The sequence below is a fragment of the Paraburkholderia sp. 35.1 genome, from assembly GCF_050436525.1.
GTDB classification, from domain to species: Bacteria; Pseudomonadota; Gammaproteobacteria; order Burkholderiales; family Burkholderiaceae; genus Paraburkholderia; species Paraburkholderia tuberum.
Map to the genome: position 1 here is coordinate 2,327,032 of NZ_JBNDMJ010000003.1, position 12,648 is coordinate 2,339,679.

Genomic DNA, 12,648 nt, shown 5'->3' on the forward strand with positions numbered 1-12,648 from the left:
GTTACTTTGTGGTGGCGGCGCGCTTGAGCAGCGGCGCCAGATATTTGCCGGTAAAACTGGCCTTCGACTTCGCGACCTGCTCGGGCGTGCCCTGGGCGATGATCTGCCCGCCGCCGGCGCCGCCTTCGGGGCCGAGATCGATGACCCAGTCCGCAGTTTTGATTACATCGAGATTATGTTCGATGATCACGACGGTATTACCCTGGTCACGCAACCGGTGTATGACTTCCAGCAACTGCGCGATATCGTGAAAGTGCAGGCCGGTAGTCGGTTCGTCAAGGATGTATAGCGTGCGACCGGTATCACGCTTGCTCAGTTCCAGCGACAGTTTCACACGCTGCGCCTCGCCGCCCGACAGCGTGGTGGCCGACTGACCCAGGCGAATATAGCCGAGACCCACGTCCAGCAGGGTTTTCAGCTTGCGCGCGACGACCGGCACGGCCTTGAAGAACTCGTACGCGTGTTCGACCGTCATGTCGAGCACTTCGCTGATGTTGCTGCCTTTGTACTGGATATCGAGCGTTTCGCGGTTGTAGCGCTTGCCGTGGCACACGTCGCACGGCACGTACACGTCGGGCAGGAAGTGCATTTCGACCTTCAGCACGCCGTCGCCCTGGCACGATTCGCAGCGCCCGCCCTTCACGTTGAACGAGAAGCGCCCCGGATCGTAGCCGCGCTCCTTGGCGGCCGGCACGCCCGCGAACAGCTCGCGGATCGGCGTGAAAAGGCCCGTGTAGGTGGCCGGATTCGAGCGCGGCGTGCGGCCGATCGGCGACTGGTCGACGTTGATCACCTTGTCGAAGTGCTCGAGGCCCTCGATCGACTCGTACGGCGCAGGCTCCGTGGCCGAGCCGTACAGATGATGCGCGACCGCGTGATACAGCGTGTCGTTGATCAGCGTCGACTTGCCCGAGCCGGACACGCCGGTCACGCAGGTCAAAAGACCCACCGGCAGATCGAGCGTGACGTTGTGCAGATTGTTGCCGTACGCTTCGACGATGCGCAGGCGCCGCTCGTCGGGATCCTTGCGCTCGTCGGGGTATTCGATCGTGCGCGCGCCGGACATGTATTGGCCCGTCAGCGACGCCGCGTTCTTCTGCACCTCTTTCGGCGTGCCCTCGGCGATCACCATGCCGCCGTGCTCGCCGGCGCCCGGGCCCATGTCGACCACGTAGTCGGCCATGCGGATCATGTCCTCGTCGTGCTCGACGACGATCACCGAGTTGCCGAGATCGCGCAGATGCTTGAGCGTCGAGATCAGCCGGTCGTTGTCGCGCTGATGCAGGCCGATCGACGGTTCGTCGAGCACGTACATCACGCCGGTCAGCCCCGAGCCGATCTGGGAAGCGAGGCGAATGCGCTGCGCTTCGCCGCCCGACAGCGTTTCGGCGCTGCGTTCGAGCGACAGGTAATCGAGCCCGACGTTGTTCAGGAACATCAGACGCGCGACGATCTCCTTGACGACCTTGTCGGCGATCTCGCGCTTCGAGCCTTCGAGCCGCAGGGTCTGGAAGTAGCCGAGTGCGTCGCGCAACGGCCAGCCGCTGATCTCGAAGATGCCGCGCGCGTCGCTGTCCGCGCCGATGCGCACGAAGCGTGCCTCGCGACGCAGCCGCGTGCCCGCGCACGCCGGGCATGGCTGGTTATTCTGGTATTTGGCGAGTTCTTCGCGCACCGCGGACGAATCGGTTTCGCGGTAGCGCCGCTCCAGATTCGGGATGATCCCTTCGAACACGTGCTCGCGCACCGACGTGCGGCCGCGCTCGTTGATGTACGAAAACGGAATTTCCTGCTTGCCCGAACCGTACAGCAGGATCTTGCGGACTTTTTCCGGCAGGTCCTCGAGCGCGGTGTCGATGTCGAAGTCGTAGAACGCCGCGAGGCTCTGCAGCATCTGGAAGTAGAACTGGTTGCGCCGGTCCCAGCCCTTCACCGCGCCCGCCGCGAGCGACAGCGACGGATGCGCGACCACCCGCTTCGGATCGAAGAACGTAATCTGGCCGAGGCCGTCGCATTCGGGGCACGCGCCCATCGGGTTGTTGAACGAGAACAGGCGCGGCTCGAGTTCCTGCAGCGAATAGGAGCAGATCGGGCAGGCGAACTTCGAGCTGAACAGGTGCTCCTTGTCCGTATCCATTTCGAGCGCGATCGCGCGGCCGTCGGCGAGACGCAGCGCCGTTTCGAACGATTCGGCAAGGCGCTGCTTCACGTCGGGGCGCACGCGCAGACGATCGATCACGACGTCGATCGTGTGCTTGTCGTTTTTCTTGAGCTTCGGCAGAGAGTCGACTTCGTAGATTTTCGCAGTGCCTTCGTTGGCGGTGCCGCCGCCCGAGCGCACGCGAAAGCGCACGAAGCCTTGCGCCTGCATGTCCTCGAACAGATCCGTGTGCTCGCCCTTGCGATCGCTGACGACGGGCGCGAGGATCATCACGCGCGTTTCCTCGGGCAGCGCGAGCGCCGCGTCGACCATCTGCGACACGCTTTGCGCTTCGAGCGGAATCTCGTGATCGGGGCAGTAGGGCGTGCCGACGCGCGCGAACAGCAGACGCAGATAGTCGTGGATTTCGGTGACGGTGCCGACCGTCGAGCGCGGATTGTGCGAGGTCGCCTTCTGTTCGATCGAGATAGCTGGCGACAAGCCTTCGATCAGGTCGACGTCTGGCTTTTCCATCAGTTGCAGGAACTGCCGCGCATAGGCGGACAGACTTTCGACGTAGCGCCGCTGTCCTTCCGCATACAGCGTATCGAACGCCAGCGACGATTTGCCGGAGCCCGAAAGCCCCGTGATAACGACGAGCTTGTGACGCGGTAGGTCGAGATTGACGTTCTTCAGGTTGTGGGTGCGAGCCCCACGAATACGGATTTGTTCCACGGATTTATTCCATGAACTGCGGAAAGGGAAAGAGGCCAAACCTGCTACTATAACGACTTTTCCAGACCGCCGTTACGGTGTGCTGACAGCGGGAAAAAGGCGTAACTGGGGCCGTTTTCCGTGAGTACAAGATGCCGCGAGGGGTGAGCGGGGGCGATGGGGCACGGGCTTTGCGCGTCTCGTCGGCGCGGACCCGCCGATATGCCGGGGCTAGCCGCCTGCCTGTTCGTTCTGCTCCACTGTGCCGGCGGCCAAGGCTGTCCCCACGGGCTCGCCGCCCGGTTCATTCAAACAACGCTTCGATGTCCAATCCGTCCGCCATCTCCACACGCATGAGCGCGCCCGAATTGCGCGCGACCGTGTCGCTTGCCGCCATCTTCGCGCTGCGCATGCTGGGTCTCTTCATGATCATGCCGGTGTTCTCGATCTACGCGAAGACCATTCCCGGCGGCGAAAACGTGCTGCTCGTCGGCATCGCGCTCGGCGCGTACGGCGTCACGCAGTCGATGCTCTACATCTTCTATGGCTGGATCTCCGACAAGGTCGGCCGCAAGCCGGTGATCGCGACGGGCCTGCTGATCTTCGCGATCGGCAGCTTCGTCGCGGCGGCCGCGCACGACATGACGTGGATCATCGTCGGCCGGGTGATTCAGGGGATGGGTGCGGTGTCGTCGGCGGTGATCGCGTTCATCGCCGATCTGACCTCGGAGGAACATCGCACGAAGGCGATGGCGATGGTCGGCGGCAGCATCGGCGTGTCGTTCGCGGTCGCGATCGTCGGCGCGCCGATCGTGTTCCACTGGCTCGGCATGAGCGGGCTCTTCACGCTGGTCGGCGTGTTCTCGATTCTCGCGATCGGCGTCGTGATATGGGTCGTGCCCGATGCGCCGAAGCCGGTGCATGTGCGCGCGCCGTTCGCCGAAGTGCTGCACAACGTCGAGTTGCTGCGTTTGAATTTCGGCGTGCTCGTGCTGCACGCCACGCAAACCGCGCTGTTCCTCGTCGTGCCGCGCATTCTCGAAGCGGGCGGGCTGCCGGTCGCTTCACACTGGAAGGTGTATCTGCCGGTGATGGGGCTGTCGTTCGTGATGATGGTGCCGGCGATCATCGCCGCCGAGAAGCGCGGCAAGATGAAGATCGTGCTGCTGTCGGCGATCGCTCTTATCCTGATCGGCCAGTTGTTATTGGGCGTTGCTCCGCATACGATTCTGAGTGTGGCGGCGATCCTGTTCGTGTACTTTCTCGGCTTCAATATTCTCGAGGCCTCGCAGCCTTCGCTGGTGTCGAAGCTCGCGCCCGGTACCCGCAAGGGAGCCGCGGCCGGCGTGTACAACACCACGCAGTCGATCGGTCTTGCGCTGGGCGGAGTGGTCGGCGGCTGGCTCCTGAAGGTGAACGGCCAGAGCGCGGTTTTCTTCGCCTGCTCCGGGCTGGTATTTTGCTGGCTTATAATCGCCGCAAAGATGAAACAGCCGCCGCGCAAGGCATAACACAGCGTACTCGGGGCACCTCCCGAATCATCCAGAACTCACCCGGCGGCGGGCAGAGGCGCTCTTCTGGTCTCGGGCCTGCCGGCCGTGAGACGCGAACCGCGTAGTGCCGCGCCGCCTGCAACAGGAATCAACAGGAGAAATTCATGGCATCCGTGAACAAGGTCATTCTGGTCGGCAACCTCGGCGCCGATCCGGAAGTCCGCTATCTTCCGAGCGGCGACGCAGTGGCGAACATCCGCCTTGCGACGACGGACCGCTACAAGGACAAGGCGTCGGGCGAGATGAAGGAAGCCACCGAGTGGCACCGCGTCGCGTTCTTCGGCCGCCTCGCGGAAATCGTGGCGGAATATCTGAAGAAGGGCTCGTCGGTGTACCTCGAAGGGCGCATCCGCACGCGCAAGTGGCAGGCGCAGGACGGCACCGATCGCTATTCGACCGAGATCGTCGCGGAGCAGATGCAGATGCTCGGCGGCCGCGGCGGCGCGTCGATGGGTGGCGGCGATGAAGGCGGTTATAGCCGTGGCGAGCCGTCGGAGCGCAGCGGCGGCGGCGGTGGTCGCGCGATGTCGTCGGGCGGCGGTTCGCGTGGCGGTAGCGGCGGTGGCGGTGCGAGCCGACCGAGCGCGCCGGCTGGCGGCGGCTTCGACGAGATGGACGACGATATTCCGTTCTGATCGTTGCGGCTCGATGCCGAGCCGACCAGCGTCCCGCTGATCGACACAAAAACAGAGGCCCGCTTTCTGCCAGGAAAGCGGGCCTTTCTGCCTTCTGTTTGCCGGCATTTTTTACGTCACGCGCGCGGACGGGGCATTTCGTCAGAAACTCACCGACTCAAATGCTCCAACGTATCCCGCAACGGCAGACTCGAAATCACGATCGGCCCGGTGAACGGCGTGTCGAGATCGACGATCACATAAACCGCCGAAGCAATCGACACCGCTCCCAGCGATATCGTCACCAGCGCCAACGCATTACGCGGCGCGATCAACCCGAAGCTCAGAAAGATCACGCCTAGCCAGAACGTCAGCGTCTTGAAGAACGGCTGCGAAATCGAGCTGTGCGCTTCCTCGATGATTTTCCAGCGCGCATCGATGACGCGCCGGTACTGCGTCAACGCGTCATCGAGCGCACGTTGCTGCAACGCATCCTGCGTGCGCAGTTGTCGCAATTGCCGCCCCACCGTGGTCAGCATGTCGCCCAGATGCACGTTTTCGAGTTGCTGCGGATTGCCCGGCGGCCCGAGATCGCGCGGATAGTCGCCGCTCGGCGCGGGCTCGCGCGGCCATGTCGAAGCGATCGCCGCCGCCGTGTACTGGCGCAACAGGCGCCGCGATTCGTCGGCCGCACTGCCGAGCTCGCGCAGCGTCGAGTCGAATTCGATCAGTTCGGCCGCATAGCTGCGCATATCGTTCGACGCGGTGTCGAAGCTCGCTTTCGCCGATGCCGTCATCAAACCCAGCACCAGCGCGGCGAACGTCACCAGCATGCCGATCACGAGCTGCACGAGCTGTACGGTCTCGTGTGCCTTGTGCTCTTCCGGCAGCAGCGGCCGCACCCCGACGCCGAGGCCGGTGGCGATCAGCAGCAGCGCGAACACGAGTACGGCCGAACCGATTTCCGACATGGGCGCGCTCCGGGCAGGAAGGGGCTTCGACAGAAGGGCTTCAGCAAACGGGCTTCGAGACTCTATTGATGTAACGCAAGCCGGGCGAGCGATCAACCATAAAGTTTTCGGCCGATACGCCGTTGTCCCGAATGTGCTGTTTGCTTAATTTTCAGATAAGTTGCGGACCGGGCCGAACGGCGTGGGCGCAGCCTGCGTGGCCATGCAGCTATCGTCAACGATACGGAATCATCGGCCGGGCAGCCCAAGGAGACCAGTCCGATGTTGAAAAAGCTGTCGATTCGCACCAGCCTTACCCTGATGATCGTGTTCTTCGGCATCGTGCTGCTGCTCGGCGCGGCCGCGGGATTGTTGTCGCTGCGCTCGTCGAACGCGTCGCTGCAACAGATGTACACGGTCGACACGCCCGCCGTCGCCGACCTCGAAGGCAGCGCCGGCCAACTGCTGCGCCTGCGGCTCGCGCTCGCGACGTACGCGTCGCTCGTCGCGCTGAACGATCAGGACGGCGCGAACGCCGTGCTCAAGCGCTTCGATCAGTACCGCAAAGCCTCTGACGAGCGGCTTGCCCACTATTTGAGCCATGCGGGCACGGATGCCGATGAGCAGCGTCTGATCGCCGACATGCAGCAGAAGCGCGACGCGTTCCTGCATGACGGCGTCGACCCGACGCTCGCCGCGCTGAAGTCGAGCGACATCAACGCCTTCCAGCAATTGCAGGCGCATAAACTGCCGTCGCTGTACAGCGCGTACGAGAAGGCCATGCTCGCGCTCGAGCAGTTGCAGCTCGATCACGGCGCACAGCGCTACAAGGATGCGCAGGACCTGTTCTACGCGATCAGCACGGCGGTGGCGATCGGCATTGCGCTGTCGCTGGTCGGCGGCTTGCTCGCCCGCTTCGTGCTCGTGCGCGCGATCGTCACGCCGGTCGATGCGACGATCGCGCAGTTCCAGCGCATCGCCAACGGCGACCTGAGCGGCCGCATCGAGGTGCTCAGCGACAACGAGATGGGCCGTCTCGCGGCCGCGCTGCGCAAGATGCAGGAGTCGCTGATCGCGACGGTCAACGCGGTTCGTCAAGGTACCGATTCGATCGATACCGGCGTCAGCGAGATCGCGGCCGGCAACGCCGATCTGTCGCAACGCACCGAGGAGCAGGCGGCGGCGCTCGAGGAAACGGCCGCGAGCATCGAAGAACTGACCACGACGGTCAAGCAGACGGCCGACAACGCGAAAGAGGCGAGCTCGCTCGCGCAGGGCGCCTCGACGCTGGCCGCGCAGGGCGGCGAGCTGACCGAGCAGGTGGTCGGCACGATGCACGGCATCGTCGACGATTCGCGGCGGATTGCCGATATCGTTGGCGTAATCGAGGGCATCGCGTTCCAGACCAACATCCTCGCGCTGAACGCCGCGGTCGAGGCGGCGCGAGCGGGCGAGCAGGGACGCGGCTTCGCGGTCGTCGCGAGCGAAGTGCGCTCGCTCGCGCAGCGCAGCGCGGCGGCGGCCAAGGAGATCAAGGGCTTGATCGACGCGTCGACCACCCGCGTGGAGCGGGGCTCGCAGCTCGTCGAGCGCTCGGGCACGACGATGAACGACATCGTCGGCGCGATCGCGCGCGTCAGTTCCATCATGAACGAGATCGCGGCGGCGGCGCTCGAACAGAGCACCGGCATCGATCAGGTCAATCGCGCGGTCGGTCAGATGGACGAGGTCACGCAGCAGAACGCGGCGCTCGTCGAGCAGGCGGCCGCGGCGGCGAGTTCGCTGGAAGACCAGGCGCGGCGCCTGTCGACGGCGGTGGCGGTGTTCCGGACCGGCAGCGAATCGCGCAGCCGTGCTCCGGCGCCCGGCGCGAAGCTGGCCGGTGTTGCCGGCGAGCGGAGACTGGACAGCGAGTTTGTCGCGGCGTAACGCGAGCCGTTGCGCTGCGTCAACCCACGACCTCTCACCGTCCCACTACTGCATGCCCGCGTAATACCTCGCCACCGCATCGATTTCCTCGGGCGTCATCTGCCGCGCGACATTGCGCGTCTGCTCGTTGATGTCGTTGCGCCGCGCGCCCGAAGCGAACGCCTGCAACTGCGCGGCCAGATAGGCCGCCGACTGTCCGCCGAGCCACGGCGCCGCGCCCTTGCGATCGAGTTGGCCATGACACGCCGCGCACGGTGCGATATTGCGTTGCGGGTCGCCCTGCATCACGAGCCTGGTTGCCGTCGCATCGGGTCCTTCGCCGGCTCGGGTCTTCTCGGCCGCCGCGGGGAGCGGGAGCGACGCGTAGTACACCGCCAGATCGTGCAGAGCCTGGTCGCTGCGTCCCGCGATGATTGCCTGCATGACCGCGCTTTGCCGCTGGCCGCTCTGGAAGTCGCGCAATTCCTTGTAGGTCACGTCGGCGTACTGTCCGGCGAGCGCCGGCGCGGTGACCTGCACGGTGCCGAGTACGCCGTGGCACATCGAGCAGTGCTGCGTCGCGATCGTCGCGCGTCATGCGAAGAGCCGCACGAGCGCATCACGTGCATTGCTGACCAACTCGCTTTCGCCCGGACGCCGCGGCAGCAGATGAAACTCGATGGCGGGCAGCGGTGGCAAGCCGAAGTTCGCGGCACACGCCACCACGCCGCCGCCGAGCGACGACTCGTTCAGACAGGAAATCCCGAGCCCCGCCTTCAATGCGAGCTGCAGGCCCGCGACGCCCGACGCCGAATGCGACACCACGTACGGTACCTTGTGTTGGTCGAGCAGCTTGACGACGAAGCGCTGCAACTGACACGTCGACGGCAGCAGCACCAGTTGATACGGCGCGATGGGGCGGGTGGCGGCATCGGCGCAACTGGCCCATAGCAACCTTTCGCGCCGCACGACGATGCTCGCGGCACCGGCACCCGCGCCGCGCGCACGCAGCTGGCCTGTGACGAGCCGCGCCGACAAACCGATGTCGAACGACGCGTGATCGTCCGCGCCGCTGTCGATCACCGCGCTCGGCAGCACCGTCACGTGCAGCTTCAGCCGCGGATGCTGTTCCGAAAACGTCTTGAGGATGCGCGCGATGTCGTGCGGCCGGTAGTAATCGGTGATCGCGATGCGCAGCTCGCCGTCGAGCGAGCGGCCTTGCAGGTCGTCGAAGGCCGCTTCGCTCATCGCGATGATGCGGCGCGCATGCTCGAGCAGGCGCTCGCCCGCGGACGTCGGACTCACACCCTGCCGGCCGCGCACGAGGAGCGGCTGGCCGGCGCGCTCCTCAAGCTTCTTCAGCTGCTCGCTTACCGACGACTGCGACAGGAACACGCGCTGCGCGCCTGCCGACACCCCGCCCGATTCGGCGACGGCGACGAAGGTCCGCAACTGCGCAAGGTCGAAACCACGCTGGCTCATGATTCGGTTTTTCCGATGGTGGCGATCTGAATTTCCGGCTTTGCCGATGGAATGCCAAGCCGTAGCATACCCTCGAATGACACACGGAGGGTGTGATGGAAAACGGATCGATGACAGCGTCGGGCGGCACCGGCGAGCGCGGCGCGCGGCATCGCTGGAAGGTGCTGGGCGTTGGTTTTGCCGCGAATGCGAGCTTTTCGGCGGCATTTTCGGGGATTCCGACGACAGCGGTGTTCCTCCGCTCGGACTACCACCTGGGCAACCACGGGCTCGGCCTCGTGCTCGGCATGCTCGGCCTAGGCATTGCGGTCAGCGAGTTGCCGTGGGGGCTGCTAACCGACCGCTGGGGCGATCGCCGGGTGCTGCTGCTCGGCTTGCTGTCGACCGCGGTCGCGCTAGCCGGTCTCGCGCTGTTCGTGTCGCCGGGCGGCGCGCATGTGCCCGGCATCGTCCCGCTCGCGCTCGGGCTGCTGTTGGTCGGACTGCTGGGCGGCAGCGTCAACGGATCGAGCGGCCGAGCGGTGATGGCGCGGTTTCGCGAAGGCGAGCGCGGCCTCGCGATGAGCATCCGCCAAACCGCCGTGCCGGCGGGCGGTGGACTCGGCGCAGTGGTCCTGCCGGTGCTCGCCTCGCACTTTGGTTTTGCGAGCGCCTATGCGGTGCTGGCGTTGGCGTGCGCGATCACCGCATGGTTCGCGTGGCGCTGGCTGCACGAGCCCGCACACGCGGACGATACGCCGGCGCCCAAAGGAGTGCGCGCGGCTGCGACGGCCCGTGCTGCGGCGGCCAACGGTCGGAGATTGGACTCCTCGAACGTCAGCGCACCGCCGCCGATGATCTCCCCATTGCGCGACATCGCGATCTGGCGCGTCGCGCTTGGCGCGGGCGCGCTGTGCATGCCGCAGATTGCCGTGATCACATTCGGCACGGTGTTCCTGCACGACTTCGGGCGTGCCGGCGTGTTCGCGATCAGCGCGACGATGGCCGCGGTGCAGACTGGTGCCGCGATCGCGCGGGTCTGGAGCGGCGCGTGGACCGACCGGCGCGGCAACCGCCGCGCGTATATGCGGGCATGCAGTCTGGTGACCGCCGTGCTGTTCGTGCTGCTCGCGCTCGCGACCGGGCTCATCGGGCTGCGTCGCGCCGGGGCGGTCGCGCCGTTCGCGCTGATGATCGTACTCGGCGGAGTTAGCGCGTCGGCGTGGCACGGCGTCGCGTTCACCGAACTCGCGACGCTCGCCGGTACTCGCCGCGCGGGCACCGCGCTCGCGATGGGCAACACCTGCGTGTTCCTCACGCTGTTCGTGACGCCGCTCGCGATTCCGGCGCTGCTGTCTATCGGAGCATGGCCGCTGGTGTGGACGGTGGCGAGCGCTTGCGCGTTGCTCGCATTGCCGGTGTTTCCGCGCGCCGCGTCGACGCGTGCAATGCGCGCGACGCGTGCTTGCGATGCGGCGTGAGACATGGGGCGAACAGCGCGCTTTGCGTTGCCGAATCGATTTTGATTCGATTCGAATCACGGTGCGCATATTGCCTGGTCGAACTATAAATTATCCCGATTATTGATCTGGATTAGGAACGCTCCGATTGTCGTGAATTTGCGAGGGTGATCAGATGGCTTTTCCGGCACGTCGCTTGAGTGCCGCGACGCAGGTCGACGCCTGCCGCCTGCACAGCCACTGCCGCGCGCATTTCGACCATTCTTATAGCGAGCGAGACTAATCGTGACAAATCTTCGAATCATTCTGGCGGACGATCACCCGTTCATCCTGCTTGGCCTGAAATCGACACTGGAGGCGCACGAAGGTCTGTCCGTCGTCGGCCAGGCGCAGATGCCCGCTGCGTTGATCGCATTGCTGCAACACACACCGTGCGACGTGCTCGTCGTCGATCTTTCCATGCCGGAGCCCGCCGGCGAGATTGGCGACGGACTCGGCCTGATCCGGCGCATTCGTGGCGAGTGGCCGTCATTGCGCGTCGTCGTCGTGACCGGGCAGACGAATGCCGCGATGTTGCGTGTCGTCGTCGCCGATGCCGCGGTCAGTGTGATCGGCAAAGCCGATTCGCTCGAGGAACTGCCGCAAGCGGTCTGCGACAGTGCGCGCGGCGCGCGCTACCTGGGCCGCTCGGTAGTCGAAACGCTCGCGCGTTTGCAGCCGGACAACGGTCGGTTCGTGTCGGCCCTGCTGCTGTCGAAGCGGCAGACCGACATCCTGCGCAGGCTCGTGAGCGGCGAGTCCATCGTGCAGATCGCGGCGGCGCTCGGCTGCCATCGCCGCACGGTGAGCCGGCACAAGCGCGAAGCGATGGCGCGGCTTGGCGTCAACGACGACCCCGCGCTTTTTTCCTGTGTGCGCGCCTGCGGCACGGTCCTCCTCGAATCGGAAGACTAAGCATCAGGCATACGGTTGTTCGTACCATTTCAGAGCGCTCTGATGTTTGTCGCAATAGAAATGCTCGACCATTGCGTGAGCGCCGGTCACACATAACAAGGTCGAGAAATGAAAGTATCGAGGAGCGCCAGACGATGAACCTCATGGCTGCATCAGGCTCGCCTGTTCGAACGATCATTGCGGATGATCATCCGCTGGTTCTGCTGGCTATAGAAAATCTGATTGGCAACTATCCGGGCCTGAAGGTGGTTGGCCGTGCGGCGGATGTCGCCGAACTGTTCATCGAAGTCGATCGCAGTCCTTGCGATATCGTGCTGATGGACCTTTACATGCCAGGAGGGCACAACGACAACCGGTTCGACGTCGTCAGGCAGTTGAAGGCGCGCTATCCCAACGTGGCGCTCGTCATTCTGACAATGGAAACGGAGGCGGCGACGCTGCGCAAAGTGATGTCGCTCGGCGTGGATGGGCTGCTGAGCAAACGTGATCGTATCGATCTGATCCATGTGGCGGTGGTCATGGCGCTGGCACGCGAATGTTTTGTCGGTCCGGCGGTGCGCGCCATGCTGGCCGATGTCACGCTGACGAAACGTCTCGACTTCGTGCGCGCCACCCTGTCTCGCCGAGAGTTCGAGGTTTTTACGCAATACGCGTCAGGACTCGGCGTCACGGAAATCGCCACGCGGCTGGGACGTAGTGTGAAGACGATCAGCGCGCAGAAGTGCATGGCCATGCGCAAGCTGTCGCTGAATAGCGACGCCGAATTGTTTCGCTTCGCAGTCGAGTATGGCGTAGTGCCAGAAGGGCTTGGTCAAAGCCGTTAAGCGGGCGGCAACATTCTGCGCAGGCGCGCGGCGAATATATCGGCATAACCGGGGGACACATTTCGTGCGG

General features: G+C 64.7%; 9 protein-coding genes and 1 pseudogene. 6 read left to right on the forward strand and 4 right to left on the reverse strand.

Going from position 1 to position 12,648, the window contains the following annotated elements:
* Window position 1 precedes the first annotated feature (1 nt).
* Window positions 2-2,875, reverse strand: a complete 2,874-nt coding sequence (gene uvrA / locus OKW27_RS30920; RefSeq protein ID WP_429335713.1) for an excinuclease ABC subunit UvrA — start codon at window positions 2,873-2,875, stop codon at window positions 2-4.
* A gap of 302 nt (window positions 2,876-3,177) precedes the next feature.
* Here uvrA and OKW27_RS30925 point away from each other — a divergent pair, with 302 nt between their 5' ends.
* Both OKW27_RS30925 and OKW27_RS30930 read left to right on the forward strand, forming a co-directional pair.
* Window positions 3,178-4,365: an MFS transporter gene (locus OKW27_RS30925; RefSeq protein WP_090802960.1), complete on the forward strand. Its 1,188-nt coding sequence runs from the start codon at window positions 3,178-3,180 to the stop codon at window positions 4,363-4,365.
* Between the two features lie 146 nt (window positions 4,366-4,511).
* Window positions 4,512-5,042, forward strand: coding sequence for a single-stranded DNA-binding protein (locus OKW27_RS30930; RefSeq protein WP_090802962.1), 531 nt, complete (start codon window positions 4,512-4,514; stop codon window positions 5,040-5,042).
* Window positions 5,043-5,191: 149 nt separating this feature from the next.
* Here OKW27_RS30930 and OKW27_RS30935 read toward each other — a convergent pair whose 3' ends face one another.
* Complete coding sequence (locus tag OKW27_RS30935) at window positions 5,192-5,992, reverse strand: DUF4239 domain-containing protein (RefSeq protein ID WP_090802965.1); 801 nt, start codon at window positions 5,990-5,992, stop codon at window positions 5,192-5,194.
* A gap of 261 nt (window positions 5,993-6,253) precedes the next feature.
* On the opposite strand from OKW27_RS30935, the gene OKW27_RS30940 reads away from it, so the two are divergent.
* The gene (locus tag OKW27_RS30940; RefSeq protein WP_090802966.1) at window positions 6,254-7,900 is read left to right on the forward strand and encodes a methyl-accepting chemotaxis protein; all 1,647 of its coding nucleotides are present in this window, start codon (window positions 6,254-6,256) and stop codon (window positions 7,898-7,900) included.
* A 45-nt stretch (window positions 7,901-7,945) separates the two neighbouring features.
* Here the strand turns inward: OKW27_RS30940 and OKW27_RS30945 are convergent.
* Together OKW27_RS30945 and OKW27_RS30950 are read right to left on the reverse strand one after the other, a co-directional pair.
* A pseudogene (locus tag OKW27_RS30945) lies at window positions 7,946-8,470 on the reverse strand (c-type cytochrome); the annotation flags it as partial.
* A 3-nt stretch (window positions 8,471-8,473) separates the two neighbouring features.
* On the reverse strand, window positions 8,474-9,361 hold the full coding sequence (locus OKW27_RS30950) for a LysR family transcriptional regulator (protein ID WP_429335714.1): 888 nt from the start codon (window positions 9,359-9,361) through the stop codon (window positions 8,474-8,476).
* Window positions 9,362-9,456: 95 nt separating this feature from the next.
* Here OKW27_RS30950 and OKW27_RS30955 point away from each other — a divergent pair, with 95 nt between their 5' ends.
* The 3 genes from OKW27_RS30955 to OKW27_RS30965 all read left to right on the forward strand — a co-directional run bounded on the left by OKW27_RS30955 (window position 9,457) and on the right by OKW27_RS30965 (window position 12,578).
* A complete protein-coding gene (locus OKW27_RS30955; protein ID WP_429335715.1) occupies window positions 9,457-10,821 on the forward strand; it encodes an MFS transporter in 1,365 nt (454 codons plus the stop codon).
* A 264-nt stretch (window positions 10,822-11,085) separates the two neighbouring features.
* Entirely contained in the window at window positions 11,086-11,754 is a 669-nt protein-coding gene (locus OKW27_RS30960) for a response regulator (RefSeq protein ID WP_187612597.1), read from the forward strand.
* A gap of 134 nt (window positions 11,755-11,888) precedes the next feature.
* Entirely contained in the window at window positions 11,889-12,578 is a 690-nt protein-coding gene (locus OKW27_RS30965) for a response regulator (RefSeq protein WP_429335716.1), read from the forward strand.
* Window positions 12,579-12,648: the final 70 nt, after the last annotated feature.